Below are 15,916 nucleotides of genomic sequence, written 5' to 3' on the forward strand. Positions count from 1 at the left end.
GACTTTGAAAATCCAGTATTGCGTAGTTATCATCGGTGCCTGTGCATAACAAATTGGCACCATGCATGGAAACACCCCCATGATAATCAATGTCTTTTAACAAATTATCAAAATAGTAGTCCTTGATATAGGATTCAAATCTTGGATAACTCGAATTTTCAGAAGCCGGACTGGAAGATATCTTTTCTTCCAGTTTTCCGGAGATGGGATGGTCAAAATACTCCTTATTATAAAAAGTCACCGAGTCAGCCATAAAATGAATCTGCTGGGTATTGATCGTATATGCCTCCAGTTCTGCATAAACCCTCCTTTCATCCAATCCTACCCGGTTCCAAAACACCTTACCTCCCTGTCCTTCCCAAAATTCCTGATTGAGATAATAGCGTCCTTTTGTACCTCTTATCTCCGTACTGTCGTTTCCGGTCGCACAATGAAGATCCAAAGACGAAAACAGGATGATAAATACAGAATCATATTCAAACTTATAATTGCCATGTCTGAAGTACCATGACCTGTTCCTGGCTTTATCCAGGATGTTCTGGTATTGAAGGTCTCTTGTATACTCAACAAAATCCGTCATGGGTTTAAACTTCTGCTCAGAAGAAAGCCGGATCAGATGATCAAACCACAGAGCCATGCTCTGGCGATCCATTCTGTTTTTTCGGAAACCGTTCAAACAGGATATAAAATCGGCGAAGTGAGGAAAAACCGGTATCCTTCTCATCCTCATGATATCAGATACTTCAAAAATTCTCTCCCTGAGGCCTTCATTGAAAAATCCATAGTTCCAGGTTTCGTCAAAGGCTGCTGTAATATCCGCTCCTTCCTGTTTATACCTGGAATTATTGGTTTGTTGTAACAATTCCGTAACCTTCAGGAAATACCCATCCTTATCCCTTGGGAATCTGTCTTCATCCTGGGAAAATGAATAAAATGAGAAAACAATAACAAAAAATGTGATACAAATAACTCTCATTACTTAAGACCTGGTTTTTTCAAATAGTGCAGCCATCCATTGGTTTTCTGTGATAACATGTTTCCTTTTGAGGTTCAGAGTGCCTGCTTTACCCTCCAAAACAGGCAGGTCTTCAACATGAAATCCGCTAAGTAAGATCTTTCCGTTTTCTTGTAATGCTCCTGCATATGCCGGCATGTCGTTCAGTAAAATATTACGGTTAATATTCGCAAATATTATATCAAAACTCATATTCTCCAATAAGGAAGCTCCGCCAAGGTATACCCTGATATCCGATGCATTATTCAGTTTTACATTGGAACGGGCATTTTCAGCAGCCCATTCATCGTTATCGACAGCAACGACCTCCCCCGCCCCTTTCATTTTAGCCAGAATTGCAAGTACGCCTGTACCACAACCCATATCCAAAACCGATTTACCGGGAAAATCATTTTCCAGGATTAACCTGACCATCATGGATGTAGTCTCATGATGTCCGGTACCAAAAGCCATCTTCGGATCTATAATAATTTCGTATGGAACAGTATGGTTGGCCGGATGGAACGAAGCACGAATATGACATTGTCCTGCAATCGTAACCGGTTGAAAATTGCTTTCCCAGATCGAATTCCAGTTTTTATCCTCTATGCTGTTCCATGAATAAGCAAGTTTCTTGCCATGAAGTTCGGTTCGCAGTTCTGCTATTATTTTTTCCCGCTCTGATATTTCGGCTACTATATATGCTTTAATACAATTTTCTTCTTCCAGGATTCCTTCAAACCCAAGAATATCCAACATGGAGACGAGCAAATCTGCATCTGCCGGTGTCCAACCCGTTGTTTCAATTACGAGTTCCTGGGTATGCATCAGTTCTGAATACGTTGTTTGATAATATCCAGGAATTCTGTAGCATCGAGAGATGCGCCGCCAATCAGTCCGCCGTCGACATCAGGATTGGCGAAAAGAGATGCAGCATTTTTAGCATTGCAACTTCCACCATATAATATTGTGGTTTTTCCGGCAATCTTTTCGCCATACTTTTCCTGAATAAGTGACCGGATGTAGGCATGCATCTCCTGTGCCTGCTCCGGCGTTGCATTTACGCCGGTTCCAATGGCCCAGACAGGTTCATAGGCGATGATAACTTTTTTAAAATCATCAGATTCCAGGAAAAACAATGATTCTTCCAATTGAGATTTAACAATCTCATTCTGGATTCCCTTTTCCCTTTCATCCAATAATTCTCCGCAGCAAAAAACCGGATGTATTTCGTTTCGGATTGCCGATTCCACCTTGGCTGCCAGTTGTTTCCCGGTTTCATGGAAGAATTTTCTACGCTCAGAATGTCCGATGATACAATATTCAACATCCAAAGATTTGAGCATGGGTGCCGAAATTTCCCCTGTATAGGCGCCGAAGTCTTTCTCGTGGAGATTCTGTGCTCCCAGTTTGATCCTGGTCCCTGTGATGGCATCTGCAGCCATCTCCAGGTAAAGGAAAGGCGGGCAGAGGATCACCGATGTATCCCGCAAATTCATATCCTGGATTCCTTCGGTAATCTCATATATAAGGTCTTCAGCTTCCTCAAAGCTTTTGTTCATTTTCCAGTTTCCGGCGATGATTTTTTCTCTCATAGGTAATGGCTTTTTGTAAATACTTAAACTGATATCCATTTAATAAAGTTCCCTGACAAAGATAGTATTATTATGAAAGTCTTATCCTGGGATCAAGCCATGCATAAATAATGTCTACCATAATATTGATTACAACCAGGAGAACAGAAATAAACATTACGGCTCCCATCAGCACGGGAAAATCATATTTTTCAAGGGCATCTACAATTACAACTCCGATGCCTTTCCAGTCAAAAACATATTCTACAAATACTGCTCCGGCCAACAATGAGGCAAACCATCCCGAAACGGCTGTAATAACAGGATTCATAGCATTCTTAAGAGCGTGGCCCATTATGATACGAAACCGGCTCAGGCCTTTGGCTTTGGCTGTACGAATATAATCCTGGGAAAGGACATCCTTTAATGAAGTTCGCGTTAGCTCAACCACTATGGCCAGAGGTCTTATACCTAATGTTATGGCCGGTAAAATAAGATTTTTCAGATCAAGATATTCTCCATTACCGAAGTCATCCACAGAAAAAAGGCTTCCGGTCATATTCAACCCGGTGACATCAGCAAGCACAAATGCGAAGATCCAGGCGTTAAGGATAGCAGCAAAAAACGACGGCAATGACATTCCCAGTACAGAAAAAACCAGGGCTACCTTATTTAGCACGGCATTCTGCCAGACTGCAAGCATGATTCCTGTTAAAATCCCAACAACCATAGCAAAAGCGATAGAAACTAAAGCCAGCAATATGGTTTTTGGAAAAGCCTCCGCAAGGATATCGGATACCTCTCGTTGAGATTGATATGACCGTCTCAGGTATGGGGCTTTCAGAACCAATACGTTGTTTGTCGAGAACCTGAACAACTGAGTATTTTTAGGATATTTTCCGGGATCAAGATACCAGTAACTTTCAGGATTTTTATCATTATGCACGCTTAACGGCAACAAATCATTCAGGAAATTAAAGTACTGGGTTAATACGGGTTTGTCACGCCCCAGATCTTTATTGACTGCCTCCAAAGTTGCGATATCGCTTCTTTGCCCCATCACCATACGGGCAGGATCACCGGGCAATACATTGAAGAGAATAAATACAAGTGTAATAACGCCAAGTAAAACCAGCAATCCATAGAAGCACCGTTTGAGAATGAACCTGGCCATAATCAATCTTTGAGATACCTGTTCCTGATATCCACAAAAACAGGAAAATCGTTGTAATGCCATTTTGCCAGTACAACGCCATCTTTCATAAGAATGATTCCGGGATTGGAACGTATCATAGTCTTCAGGACAATGTCGTCGGCATAAAAAATCTCAAGATGGGGATGAAACTGATCACGCATCGCATCCACATCTGAGGGTAATGTACTGGTAACCAATATCAAAGAAACACCTACATGATCAGCATCCTCGTATAATCTGGAGATATGCGGAAAAGTTTTCCGGCTGGATCCTTTTAAATCATAAGCAACAACGAGCAATTGATAATCCGGATTTTCTATATAATTAGCTGTCACGTCTTCTCCATCAGCCGTCTCTAAAACCAGCTCATGTCCTCTGACCACTTCAGAATCATCCGTCCTTTGATCAACAAATTCCCATTTGGCCATCCATAGGGAATCGTTCCAGGGATAGTCAGGCGAAAGGTATTCTCGTGTCTCCCCGTTTTCAAGGTTTCTGAATGTGAGGTATATTTTTGCTTCTCCGCGATCATCCGGGACCATATCGTTTCCCACCTTCCAATCACGAAAATCGATAGCAGGCAAATGAAAGTAATTCTGCATGGAAAACCCTGTAAAACCCACAGCGAATAATAGAATGAATGCATTCTGTGCCATGGGGCCTATGGCTGAGCGAAAGTTCTTCCTTTCGAGAAAAACCACAACCGTAAAAGCCATCAAGAAAAGATTCTTTAAGAATGTACCCCAGTTCGACAGTTTAATGGCATCGCCAAAGCATCCACAATCAGGAACCGGTTCATACAGTGCAACGTAAAAAGTAATAAGGGTGAAAAATATCATCAGAATAAAGAGTATCCAGGAAAACTCCCTGATCCTGATGTTGAGGATTAATATTGTTCCAAGTAAAAATTCCAGTGTACAAAGAGCTATTGAAGCATAAAGGCCGAATGGAAGTCCCCAGTCCATGCCGTATGCAATAAGATAATCTTCAATACGGTAAGCTGTTCCCATCGGATCCACACCTTTGACAAATCCTGAAAAAACAAAAACAAGTCCCAGAATTAATCTGCTCAGATTCCTTAGCATCTTCATAATATCCATGTTTGAAAAACGTAAATTAGCAGCGTGATTTAGCTAAAAATTTCGAAGGGTAAAGTTACATTTTTTATACAAATTTAAATGATTTGCAACGGTAAAATCCTTGATTTGTCGACTCCCGCGGTAATGGGCATCCTGAATCTGACACCCGATTCCTTTTTCGATGGAGGGATGAATACGGACAACAGATGGGAACACCATGTTGATGCCATGATCCATGAAGGAGCTGATATCATTGACATAGGAGGTGTTTCAACCCGCCCGGGATCTCTTCCCGTGGCTGAGAAAGAAGAGATCAGCAGATTGCTTCAGCCATTCCGGAAAATAAGGAAGAATTTCCCGGATGCCATTTTATCCATTGACACTTACCGCTCAGAAACAGCAAGAGTTTTGCTGGAAGAAGGAGCGGATATGATAAACGATATTTCGGGAGGCACCTTTGATCCACTCATTTTTCATACTATCAGAAAATATAATGTACCCGTTATCATCATGCATATCCTGGGTACACCCCGAAACATGCAGGATAATCCTGAATATAAAGATGTTGTTAAAGAGGTCAGGCAATTCCTTATGGAACAGGCAGGAAAGTTGATCAATCAGGGACATACCGACATCATCCTTGACCCCGGGATTGGATTTGGCAAGTCAATACGTCACAACTTTGAATTGCTTGAAAACCTGGATAGCATTACAAACACAAAATTTCCTGTATTAGTGGGAATATCGAGAAAATCGATGATAAACAAAATACTGGGTACCACACCGGAAACGGCTCTGAACGGTACTACCGTTCTGAATACCATTGCACTGTTAAAAGGTGCCTCCATCCTGAGGGTGCATGACGTAAAAGAAGCCAGGCAAACTATCAGGCTTGTGAGTGCATTGCAGGATGTAAAAAAAGGGACTCCGGAATAAAAGAAAGATTTTTACCTTTACAAAGTATGATTCAACTTTTCATAACCGCGTTTATAGAAATCAGGCTGCTTGACATTATCGACATCCTGCTTGTAGCCATACTTTTGTTTGAATTATATAATCTTCTTAAAGGGACGGTAGCCATAAATATTTTTATTGGTATCCTGGCCATTTTTCTTTTATGGCAGCTTGTTTCAGCCTTTCAGATGGAATTGCTGAGCAAAATTCTCGGTGCTTTTTTTAGCGTTGGTTTTATTGCCCTGATCGTTATTTTTCAGCCGGAGATCCGGCGATTCTTGCTGGCATTGGGCACACCTGCACTTATCCGAAAGAAAAACAAACGGTTTCTTTTTTGGAGATTCAGTATAAACAATGGTGATCAACCGGATATAGACACGATTATTGTTGCCTGCCAGCGCATGGCCGATGCTCATACAGGTGCCTTAATAGTTATTACCCGCCAAAACGAACTAAAACCATACGTTGACACCGGGGAGGTATTGGATGCTAAAATCTCTGTTGCCCTGTTGGAAAATCTTTTTTACAGGAACAGCCCTTTGCACGACGGAGCAGTCATCATCACCGGCAATCAGATCCGGGCCGCCGGATGTGTGTTACCGGTATCCAACAATACGGAACTCCCAAAGCGACTCGGCTTAAGACACAGGGCTGGCGTTGGCATTACAGAGTATTCGGATGCTCTGTCCATCATCGTTTCGGAACAAACAGGCCGTATTGCACTGGCAAACCGTGGGCATATTACCCTAAGGGTTGCACCTGCCCAGATTAAAGATTTCCTGGAAAGTGAGCTAAATATGGAAAACAGCAGCAAGTCAAAGCAGTCAGAAACCACTCAGACCTCATAATCCACTACGGCCATTTTATCTGTATTATCAAAGATAACACTCAGTACTTCAAGATGATCAACACTTTCCCTGTATTTCTCCAAACCTTTCAGATCATCAAATTTGGCAATTAGGGAAATATCATAAGCAATCGGACGACTTACAATATTAATACCAACCTCCATCGATCTTAATTCTGGTATAACATCCAGAAGATGCTCCAGTCTTTCTTTGATAATCTTCAGGGTTTCTTCACGCTCATCGGAATCCTCAAAACTCTTGAGTTTGATTAATACAATGTGCTTAATCATAATTTCAATTTTTTGGTCATTTAGAACACCGGGATTACCGGTATTTGTTATTTATCCTTTATTTTTCCATTCACGGTTTGAAGTATCTCCTTTTCCAGCTCTATAGCTTTATTTTCCAATTCCTGGCCTTCGGTTAACAATCTACCAGTAAAATCTTTATCATCGACACCGGCGGCATTAATTTTCACATTCAGGAATGCTCCCATCACAGCCGTGCGAGCACACATTGCTCCAACACCCGTATCGGAAGCAGATGCCTGTAAGCCTATCTCTGCCATTGCCTTCATTACCTGCATCGAATCAAAGGCTTTATGCATCACTCTGAAAGGGATTTCCATTGCATATTTTGAAGCTTCCTGGATGGCGTGGTGTCTGGCCGCTTTCTCTTCATCACTGCCTTTGGGCAAACCAAATGCGTCCATAATACGATTAAAGGCACGGGTATCTTCATCAACCAGGAATAACAATTCATCTTTTATTGCCTGTCCCTTTGCTGCCCAGGTTGAAAACTCTTCCCAACGATCATCCCATCCGCGTTTGTGTGATGACAGATTGGCAACCATAGTTCCCAATGAAACACCCAGGGCTCCCACATAGGCGGAGATGGATCCACCACCGGGAGCCGGTGATTCGGAGGCCGTTTCATCAGCAAAGTCACTCAGATTCATATCAACAAGTTGTTTCCCGGCATTGTCGGCAATCATATATTCAATGATCTTTTCCTTTGGATTGAAAGGCTTAAGGTCGTCGAGGCCCATGGACCGAACAGCTATCTTAATAAGCTCCTTTTGAGAAACACCAATGGAACGTTGTTGTTTCTCCAGGAAGTACTTACCCGCATCCAGCAAAGCGGAAAGCGGGATCAACCCGACCAGTTCGGAGCCCGTAACCCGAAGCCCCCTTTCGGCCGCTTTCCTGCATACTTCATCAAAAGCAATGTGGACCGGAGTTATGGTAATATTGGTCAGATTCATGGATATCTGTGCAATACCGTATTCTTCAATGAACCATCCTATGGCTTTGACAGCTTTAAGGGTTCCCGGTTCAAATACCTGATTTCCGTTTTCATCTTTGACGATAGGGCCTGTAACCGGATCGCCCGTTCTTTTCACCCGACCTTTTTCCCTTACATCAAAAGCAACAGAATTGGCTCTTCGTGTAGAGGTAGTGTTTAGATTTACATTGAAGGCAACCAGGAAATCACGTGCACCAATAGCTGTCACGCCTGCTTTTGGATGAAAGGCTCCGGAGCCAAAATCTGGTTTCCACTTTGGATCCTTTAGTTTATCTGCCATCCCTTCATATTCACCGGCCCTGATATTCGCCAGGTTTTTCCTTTCCTTTGTGAATGCAGCGTATTCATAACAAAACACTGGAATATCCAGTTCCTTTCCTACACGCTCTGCAAGTTTCCTCGCGTATTCGACCGTTTCCTCCATGGTAATGTTGGAAATGGGGACGAAAGGACAAACATCAGTAGCGCCCATCCTGGGATGTTCCCCTTTGTGTTTACGCATATCGATGATTTCCGATGCTTTTCTGATGGCAAGAAATGCAGCATCCACAACAGCATCCGGAGTTCCCACAAAAGTAACAACCGTGCGGTTTGTGGCAGCCCCCGGATCAATATCAAGCAGTTTTACTCCTTCTACCTTCTCAATTTCATCGGTTATCTGCCGGATAATGCCCATGTCCCTTCCTTCACTGAAATTCGGAACACATTCGATTAATTGCTTCATAGTTAGTATACTTTTAAATTTATTTTATTATCTTACCTTTCAGGATGATTTTCTCTGCTTTGTTAAAGCCATAATAGTAGGGCATATAGGAATATGTTGGAATTTCTTTGGTGATAAAAAGATTGGCTGTTTTACCTACAGCAATACTTCCATGGGTTTCTCCAATACCCATTGCATAGGCTCCATTCAGAGTAGCCGCATTTATTGCTTCCTCAGGAAGCATTCGGTACGAAACACACCCCATGGAAACAATAAGTTGCATGTTCCCTGATGGAGAAGACCCAGGATTAAAGTCGCTGGCCAGGGCAAGCGGTAACCCTGCATCCATCATCTTCCTGGCCGGAGCATAAGGCATACCCAGGAAAAATGAGGCTCCGGGAAGCAATACCGGCATGGTCTCAGAATCCTTCAAGACCTCAATTTCCTCGTCACCTGTGTATTCCAGATGATCCACCGATAATGCATTATATTTCACTCCCACCTGAATTCCACCGGAATAATCCAGTTCATTGGCATGGATCTTCGGCCTGAGTCCGTATTTCATACCCGCATTAAGGATGCGGTCGGTATCTTCGGTACTGAAAAAACCACGGTCGCAGAAAACATCAATATAATCAGCAAGATCCTCAGCAGCGACCATGGGGATCATTTCCTGAATAATAAGGTCAACATACTCCTCTCGCCTTGTACGAAATTCTGCCGGAAAAGCATGGGCACCAAGGAAGGTTGCCTTTATTGTAAGAGGTGAAGACTCTTTAAGCCGCCGTATAACACGCAGCATTTTAATTTCATTTTCCGTATCAAGACCGTAACCGCTCTTGATTTCTACCGCCCCGGTGCCCCAGGCAATGATTTCCTGCAAGCGCTCCATGGCATCGATAAACAATGTTTCCTCCGAAGTCTCCTTCATTCTAAGGGCCGAGTTCAAAATTCCTCCTCCCCTTTTGGCAATTTCTTCGTAAGACAATCCTTTTATCTTGTCCACATACTCAAGTTCCCTCGATGCCGGATATACCAAATGAGTGTGAGAATCACACCAGGAGGGAAAAACCATCCTACCGCCGGCATCCAAAATATCATCAAAATTCTCCTCTCCTTCCCCTAATTCCTTCATCTCCCCAAAATCAACAATCAATGATCCTTCAATCCTGACAAAAGCATCTCTGATTACCGGCAGCCGTTTCATTTCAGCACCACAAGCCTTTAAACGAGGTTCCTTTTCTGCAAGGATTAATTCTTTGATATTTTTTATCAGTATGGACATTACGGTTTTTCTTAGATTATTTCCGGGCGAAATTAATAAAAACCTCTGTGGTTTCAAATGCCGTAGAAATTTATAAAACTAAAACAGGGCAACCTGCAACCATAATCCGATGTCAGTATCATTGAGGATAAAATCAACAGTAAGTGCTCTATTTATTCATTCTTTTATATATTTGTGAAGAAAAATTTAGTTAACAAATCAACAAGATCATTATGAAAACAAGGCTATTCATTGTCCTTTTAACAGCCTTTCTGCTTGGACAATCTGTTCAGTCGAAAGAAGTATCCCTTATGGACGCGAAGAAAGCGGCCATAAACTATTATTACGAACGAGTAAACCAGTATGGTGATGGTATCGACTACAAAACCATTGAGATTACCAATATTTTTGTCAGGGAAAATAACGGATTGCCTGTATATTATGCATTCGACCTTAAAGACGGTGGATTTATCATCATCTCAGGGGATGATGCTTATACACCTGTTATTGGATATTCTTATAAAGGATCCTTTCCTTCCCATGACCAGGCATACGTTTATGCCAGTTTTATGCAGGGTTATGCGGATATGATCGAATACATCAGGGAAAAGAGTATCGTAGCTGATGAAACAACGGCACAATCATGGGCTACCCTTTTAACAGATGACATCTCTACCCTTAACACCGAAGGTGGAAACAGAGATGTTGCGCCGCTTGCCGATTTTATACTCTGGGACCAGAACGATCCATATAACCTTATGGCACCGGCCGATGCGGCAGGCCCGGGAGGCCACTGCTATGCAGGTTGTGTGGCTACAGCGATGTCGATGATCATGTATTATTACCGCTATCCCACCAACGGTACCAACGACCACACTTACAGTTGCCCACCTTATGGCAACCTCAGCGCAGACTTTGAAAACACATATTATCAGTGGGATGGAATGCAGGATGAAATTGACAACCATTATCCGATGCCTATTGCAGAACTTCAATACCATTGCGGTGTTTCTGTTAACATGCAGTTCAGCCCCAGCGGATCGGGATCTTACTCTTATATGGTACCCAACCGCCTGGATGTTTTCTGGAGATATGAAGATGCGCAATACCTTGAAAAGAGCAATTATTCACAGACAGCCTGGATCAATTTGCTGAAAGCAGAAATAGATCTCAGCAGACCTCTTTATTATTCAGGAAGCTCCACCGGCGGTGGCCATGCCTTCCTTTGCGACGGCTACCAGGGGGATGAATTTCATTTCAACTTCGGCTGGAGCGGCTCCGGTAATGGGTTTTACACACTTAGTAATGTAGGTGGTTTCTATATAGGACAAGCCTGCGTCAGGAACTTTTATCCAAGCGACCCTGATTATCCTTACTATGCAGAAGGTGCTCATACAATTACGCATATGTCAGGCTCATTCACCGACGGCTCCGGCCCTATCGATGATTACATCAACAACCAGAGCGCTAGTTGGCTGATCGATCCGCAAAATGGTGAAGACAGCGTTACTAATATAAAAGTCAGCTTTACACAGTTTGATCTGGCATCCGGTGATTATGTCAGGGTATATGACGGACCTACTACTTCCGATCCTCTTTTAGGTGAGTTCACAGGTTCCACTCTACCTTCCATGGTTACGTCTACCGGGAATAAAGTCCTTGTAACATTCGACAGCGACGCAAGCGGTGTTGCCAAAGGTTTTACCGCAGCTTTTGAAACCACAAGCCCTGTATGGTGCGTAGGCCTCACTCAGCTTGAAGATGTATCAGGTACATTTGATGATGGTAGCGGTTCATTCTATTATAACAATGGTGCTACCTGTATGTGGAGAATACAACCGCAATACGCATCTGTTATCACCCTGTATTTTAATTCATTTGACACTGAAGAAGGATATGATGTTATGAAGATCTTCGACGGATCTACCCAAATCGCGTCTTTCTCCGGTTCCGATGTCCCCGATCCCGTTGAAGCTACCAGCGGCAGTATGTTTGTTACCTGGAGCTCCAATTCCTGGATAAACGGACCGGGATGGGAAGTATATTATGAAATTAACAACGTCGGAGTTGAGGAACCCGGAGTGATCAACGACTTCCTGGTATTCCCCAACCCGGCAAGAAATGAACTGAATATTGCCTTTAACCAAAACTCAACCGATGATGTTGTTATCAGACTGATGAGCATGACCGGTGAAGTGGTTATTGAGCAGGCATATTATTCCATAAATGGTGTTTTTGATCAAAACATAGATCTATCGCAGATTGCCGGAGGAGTTTATATCCTGACGGTAACCAATTCTACCGGGATGAAAACGGAAAAAATCGTAATAGAATAAAGATCCCTCAGATAATCTTCAAAATGCCACTTCCTTCGAAGTGGCATTTTTTGTATTTTTAGCTTTCAAATTATTAACCAATGAAAAAGTATTTTTTAATCTATTTATCCTGTCTGCTTGTTTTTCAGATCAGCAGCCGTGCCGCCCATCTCGACTCACAAACTGCTGCCAGGATAGCAAAAAACTTCTATTACGAACGTTGTTATGTGAAATCAGGATTTGCATATGATGACCTGTCGACCGGCGCGATCATACCGATAAGTTGCGATGGGGTTGTGACCCTGTATGTTGTGAACCTCAACAAACCAGGGTTTGTGGTTGTTTCAGCCGATGACTCAGTAATCCCCGTTCTGGCTTACTCCTTTGATGGCAGATATACTGGTGCAGGCCTGCCTCCTTCTATGCAGGAATGGATTGAAAAATACAGCCAACAGATTAAGGGGATATTGGATGGAAGCCTCGAAACCAAATTCCGATTCGAAGAAGAATGGCAAAGATTGCTTTCTCAGGATACTGAAAAGCTTATACTATATACCGGAAGAGAAGTTGAACCCATGCTCACCTCTACCTGGGACCAGGGCAGCTTTTATAATGAAATGTGCCCGGAAGACCCGGCAGGGCCAACCGGACACTGCTACGCAGGATGTGTAGCCACAGCCATGGGGCAGGTTATGAATTATTTTCGCTGGCCCATAAACGGAACCGGATCCTATACTTATGAGTGCCCACCCTATGGAACGCTTAATGCTGATTTCGAAAATACAACCTATCGCTGGGATGAAATGCCCCTTTTCGCTGGTCGAAGTAATCTCCCTGTCGCTGAGCTTCTTTACCATTTGGGCGTTTCCGTTGACATGGTTTATGGCCCCAATGGATCGGGTATGTACAACCACAAAGCGGCGTATTCGCTCAGGACATATTTCAAATACTCCCCGCAAACACAGTATGTTTACCGCGATAGCACTACCATGAACTGGGATAGCCTGCTGGTAAGCCACCTCGAAAGAAATATCCCCATGTACTATGCCGGATGGTCGGTTCCCAACATAAACGGTCATGCATTCGTTTGCGACGGTTATCAATCAGGAAATTATTATCATTTCAACTGGGGATGGAGTGGATCCTACGATGGATATTTCTACACTGACAATCTTTCTCCCGGAGGGTCGAACTTCAACCTTGCCCAGGAAGTGATCATTAATGCCGTACCCGATACAAATCAGTATTCCTATCCCGTTTTTTGTGATGGTAACAAGATCCTCGGATCTATCGACGGAACCATTGACGATGGCAGCGGGCCCAATTACAACTACCAGAGCGGCAGCTCCTGTTCCTGGCTCATCGCACCCGATGATTCGGTGATGAACATCAGCATTTCTTTTGTCAGGTTTTCAACCCAACCTAATGACATCCTGACCGTTTATGATGGAGAAAATGCTTCCGCACCCATCCTGGGCAGTTACAGTGGAGGCACCATACCCGCTGAACTAATATCAAGCGGCGACCGCTTGTTCCTGGCTTTTGAAACAACAGAACCGCAGACGGCACCAGGCTGGCTCCTTTCCTATACCTGCGAGTTGCCGGTTTATTGCAGTGGTATGCAAATGCTTACCGATCCCTCGGGTGTGTTCTCCGACGGAAGCGGACCTGCAGAATACCATAACGGAACCAATTGTATATGGGTGATCAATCCCAGCACCGAATCCGATGTGCTTGCAATCGAATTCACTTCATTTTCAACGGAAGAAGGCCATGACTGGGTGAAAATATATGATTATGTAACCCAGGATCTTCTCGGTGAATTCTCCGGGGATTCTCTGCCTGATCCCATCTTTGTGGAAAGTAATAAAGCATTCATCACCTTCAGTACCAATTCCACCGTTACCAGGCCAGGATGGGAAGCATCCTGGCATTCCTTCCCAATTGGTATGCCTGATGATATCGATAATATTGGTTTTGAAGTTTTCCCCGTCCCAGCCACCAATTCGCTGAACATTCTGATTTATGCCAAAGAAAATATAAATGCCTGCATAACATTACTTAATCTTCAGGGTCAGGAAGTTTTAAGTCTTAACCTGGAATTTGACGGAGGAAAATACGAAAAGACTATTAATGTGGAAGATTTACCTGCCGGTGTTTATGCAATCATTTTGCAAACAAATGAAAGGAGAATAACAAAGAAGGTCGTCATCCGGTAAAATTCAGGGCATCCATACCCTTATCCTTGCATTCCAGCACACGCTTCTTGAACTTCCAGCAAGTCATCTGGCGATGCTCAAAGGAATCCGATAACTTGTAAGAAGATATTTCAGGATTATTACAAACCTCGAAAGCTATTTCAAAGGCGGTTTTCAGTGGAATGCGGCAATGATGAAAAATTGTATGGGCAGTGGCAGATTCCTCCCGCTTGCATCGGGTGCACCGACGGGAATAGGGAGATTTACCCCTGCAGAAATTCGTATGCCCGCAATGCCGGCATCGAAAACCATTCTTCCACTTTAAATCAGCCAATAAGGCATAACAGTCATCTTCCGTGCATAAACGGGCTTTGAACAATTCGCTATTCTTAACGTTAAAGTATCTGAATAAATCTTCTGACATTTTGTCGTCTGGAATAATTTTTGATGCAAAAATAAACAAAAGTGATAAATATGCGATTTAAGATAAAAAAAATTATATATTTGCATCGTTTAATTAACAAAATTAAAATCCTGAAAATGAAGAAACTTTTTGTTGCTATTATTGCCATAAGCACGGCCACATTAATCAGTTGTGGAAACGCGAGCGACACACAGGCCCAAAAAGCTGCTCAACCGGAGAAATCCACCAGCGTAAGCAAATCTGATGAATCCGGAAAACCGGTACATCTTACCAAGGAAACGTTCCTGGAAAAAGTCATGGATTATGAGAAAAACCGCGACACATGGGTTTATGAAGGCGACAAGCCATGCATCATAGATTTCTATGCTGACTGGTGCAAGCCCTGTAAGCTTATTGCTCCGATCATGGAAGAACTGGCGAAAGAATATGAAGGTCAGATTTATGTATACAAAATCGACACCGAGGAACAACGTGAACTGGCCAGCATTTTCGGGATACGCAGTATTCCATCTGTTCTCTTCGTTCCGATGGAAGGCAAACCGCAGATGTCGACCGGAGCATTACCCAAAGAAACTTTCAAGCAGGCCATTGACAATTTTCTGCTCAAGCCTGACAATTCAACGAATAATCAATAATAAAACAGGATAACATGGAATTTTTAAGCAAACAGACTTTCCTGGAGAAGGTCTTTAATTATGAAAAAAACCAGGAATGGAAATATGAGGGAAATCTGCCCTGTCTGATCGATTTTTACGCAGATTGGTGCCAGCCATGCAAAATGGTTGCTCCCATCCTGGAAGAATTATCAAAAGAATACGCAGGAAAAATCAATATTTACAAGGTTGATACCGAAGCAGAACGTGAGCTTTCAGCAGCTTTTGGTATCCGCAGTATTCCTTCCCTCCTGTTCTGTCCTATGGACGGACAGCCTCAAATGGCCATGGGAGCCCTGCCAAAGGAAACACTTAAGCAGGTGATTGATGAAGTATTGCTAAAAGAAACTGCTTCCAAAGAAGCATAATAACCAGGATTTATTGAATGAAAGGTGTGCAGGACAAGCAAT

General features: G+C 43.0%; 15 protein-coding genes. 6 read left to right on the forward strand and 9 right to left on the reverse strand.

Annotated features, from left to right (window positions below; translation table 11 throughout):
- From KKA81_11600 to KKA81_11620, 5 genes are all read right to left on the reverse strand, one after another.
- On the reverse strand, positions 1-976 hold a 976-nt coding region (locus tag KKA81_11600; protein ID MBU2651572.1), incomplete at its 3' end, for a hypothetical protein.
- 3 nt (positions 977-979) lie between these two features.
- Complete coding sequence (prmA, locus tag KKA81_11605; GenBank protein ID MBU2651573.1) at positions 980-1,822, reverse strand: 50S ribosomal protein L11 methyltransferase; 843 nt, start codon at positions 1,820-1,822, stop codon at positions 980-982.
- On the reverse strand, positions 1,822-2,589 hold the full coding sequence (gene tpiA / locus KKA81_11610) for a triose-phosphate isomerase (protein MBU2651574.1): 768 nt from the start codon (positions 2,587-2,589) through the stop codon (positions 1,822-1,824). The genes prmA and tpiA overlap by 1 nt, the downstream gene beginning before the upstream one ends.
- 70 nt (positions 2,590-2,659) lie before the next feature.
- A complete protein-coding gene (locus KKA81_11615; protein MBU2651575.1) occupies positions 2,660-3,742 on the reverse strand; it encodes an ABC transporter permease in 1,083 nt (360 codons plus the stop codon).
- 2 nt (positions 3,743-3,744) lie between these two features.
- A complete protein-coding gene (locus tag KKA81_11620) occupies positions 3,745-4,854 on the reverse strand; it encodes a DoxX family membrane protein (protein MBU2651576.1) in 1,110 nt (369 codons plus the stop codon).
- 87 nt (positions 4,855-4,941) lie between these two features.
- Here KKA81_11620 and folP point away from each other — a divergent pair, with 87 nt between their 5' ends.
- Together folP and cdaA are read left to right on the forward strand one after the other, a co-directional pair.
- Positions 4,942-5,778 carry a dihydropteroate synthase gene (folP, locus tag KKA81_11625; GenBank protein MBU2651577.1) on the forward strand — a complete coding sequence of 279 codons (837 nt, stop codon included), beginning with the start codon at positions 4,942-4,944 and terminating at the stop codon, positions 5,776-5,778.
- A 26-nt stretch (positions 5,779-5,804) separates the two neighbouring features.
- Complete coding sequence (gene cdaA / locus KKA81_11630) at positions 5,805-6,644, forward strand: diadenylate cyclase CdaA (protein MBU2651578.1); 840 nt, start codon at positions 5,805-5,807, stop codon at positions 6,642-6,644.
- Here the strand turns inward: cdaA and KKA81_11635 are convergent.
- From KKA81_11635 to hutI, 3 genes are read right to left on the reverse strand one after another with little or no spacing between them, the layout of a single operon-like run.
- Positions 6,632-6,934: a Dabb family protein gene (locus tag KKA81_11635; protein MBU2651579.1), complete on the reverse strand. Its 303-nt coding sequence runs from the start codon at positions 6,932-6,934 to the stop codon at positions 6,632-6,634. The two genes, cdaA and KKA81_11635, sit on opposite strands and share 13 nt — an antisense overlap.
- 47 nt (positions 6,935-6,981) lie before the next feature.
- The gene (gene ftcD, locus KKA81_11640) at positions 6,982-8,673 is read right to left on the reverse strand and encodes a glutamate formimidoyltransferase (GenBank protein ID MBU2651580.1); all 1,692 of its coding nucleotides are present in this window, start codon (positions 8,671-8,673) and stop codon (positions 6,982-6,984) included.
- Positions 8,674-8,692: 19 nt separating this feature from the next.
- The gene (gene hutI, locus KKA81_11645) at positions 8,693-9,937 is read right to left on the reverse strand and encodes an imidazolonepropionase (GenBank protein MBU2651581.1); all 1,245 of its coding nucleotides are present in this window, start codon (positions 9,935-9,937) and stop codon (positions 8,693-8,695) included.
- Between the two features lie 212 nt (positions 9,938-10,149).
- On the opposite strand from hutI, the gene KKA81_11650 reads away from it, so the two are divergent.
- Positions 10,150-12,252, forward strand: a complete 2,103-nt coding sequence (locus KKA81_11650; protein MBU2651582.1) for a C10 family peptidase — start codon at positions 10,150-10,152, stop codon at positions 12,250-12,252.
- A gap of 80 nt (positions 12,253-12,332) precedes the next feature.
- Positions 12,333-14,450 carry a C10 family peptidase gene (locus tag KKA81_11655; GenBank protein MBU2651583.1) on the forward strand — a complete coding sequence of 706 codons (2,118 nt, stop codon included), beginning with the start codon at positions 12,333-12,335 and terminating at the stop codon, positions 14,448-14,450.
- On the opposite strand, the gene KKA81_11660 is transcribed toward KKA81_11655, so the two are convergent.
- On the reverse strand, positions 14,440-14,853 hold the full coding sequence (locus KKA81_11660) for a transposase (GenBank protein MBU2651584.1): 414 nt from the start codon (positions 14,851-14,853) through the stop codon (positions 14,440-14,442). The two genes, KKA81_11655 and KKA81_11660, sit on opposite strands and share 11 nt — an antisense overlap.
- Positions 14,854-14,969: 116 nt before the next feature.
- Here KKA81_11660 and trxA (KKA81_11665) point away from each other — a divergent pair, with 116 nt between their 5' ends.
- Both trxA (KKA81_11665) and trxA (KKA81_11670) read left to right on the forward strand, forming a co-directional pair.
- On the forward strand, positions 14,970-15,488 hold the full coding sequence (gene trxA / locus KKA81_11665) for a thioredoxin (GenBank protein MBU2651585.1): 519 nt from the start codon (positions 14,970-14,972) through the stop codon (positions 15,486-15,488).
- A 14-nt stretch (positions 15,489-15,502) separates the two neighbouring features.
- Positions 15,503-15,874, forward strand: a complete 372-nt coding sequence (gene trxA / locus KKA81_11670) for a thioredoxin (protein ID MBU2651586.1) — start codon at positions 15,503-15,505, stop codon at positions 15,872-15,874.
- Positions 15,875-15,916: the final 42 nt, after the last annotated feature.

Source organism: Bacteroidota bacterium, assembly GCA_018831055.1.
GTDB lineage: Bacteria > Bacteroidota > Bacteroidia > Bacteroidales > B18-G4 > M55B132.

Bases quoted from the DNA above. Each gene is read 5' to 3' on its own strand.
- trxA (MBU2651586.1), top strand. From the start codon at position 15,503: ATGGAATTTTTAAGCAAACAGACTTTCCTGGAGAAGGTCTTTAATTAT.
- KKA81_11620 (MBU2651576.1), bottom strand. From the start codon at position 4,854: ATGAAGATGCTAAGGAATCTGAGCAGATTAATTCTGGGACTTGTTTTT.
- KKA81_11655 (MBU2651583.1), top strand. From the start codon at position 12,333: ATGAAAAAGTATTTTTTAATCTATTTATCCTGTCTGCTTGTTTTTCAG.
- prmA (MBU2651573.1), bottom strand. From the start codon at position 1,822: ATGCATACCCAGGAACTCGTAATTGAAACAACGGGTTGGACACCGGCA.
- trxA (MBU2651585.1), top strand. From the start codon at position 14,970: ATGAAGAAACTTTTTGTTGCTATTATTGCCATAAGCACGGCCACATTA.
- KKA81_11650 (MBU2651582.1), top strand. From the start codon at position 10,150: ATGAAAACAAGGCTATTCATTGTCCTTTTAACAGCCTTTCTGCTTGGA.
- cdaA (MBU2651578.1), top strand. From the start codon at position 5,805: ATGATTCAACTTTTCATAACCGCGTTTATAGAAATCAGGCTGCTTGAC.
- KKA81_11615 (MBU2651575.1), bottom strand. From the start codon at position 3,742: ATGGCCAGGTTCATTCTCAAACGGTGCTTCTATGGATTGCTGGTTTTA.
- hutI (MBU2651581.1), bottom strand. From the start codon at position 9,937: ATGTCCATACTGATAAAAAATATCAAAGAATTAATCCTTGCAGAAAAG.
- tpiA (MBU2651574.1), bottom strand. From the start codon at position 2,589: ATGAGAGAAAAAATCATCGCCGGAAACTGGAAAATGAACAAAAGCTTT.
- KKA81_11660 (MBU2651584.1), bottom strand. From the start codon at position 14,853: ATGTCAGAAGATTTATTCAGATACTTTAACGTTAAGAATAGCGAATTG.
- KKA81_11635 (MBU2651579.1), bottom strand. From the start codon at position 6,934: ATGATTAAGCACATTGTATTAATCAAACTCAAGAGTTTTGAGGATTCC.
- folP (MBU2651577.1), top strand. From the start codon at position 4,942: ATGATTTGCAACGGTAAAATCCTTGATTTGTCGACTCCCGCGGTAATG.
- ftcD (MBU2651580.1), bottom strand. From the start codon at position 8,673: ATGAAGCAATTAATCGAATGTGTTCCGAATTTCAGTGAAGGAAGGGAC.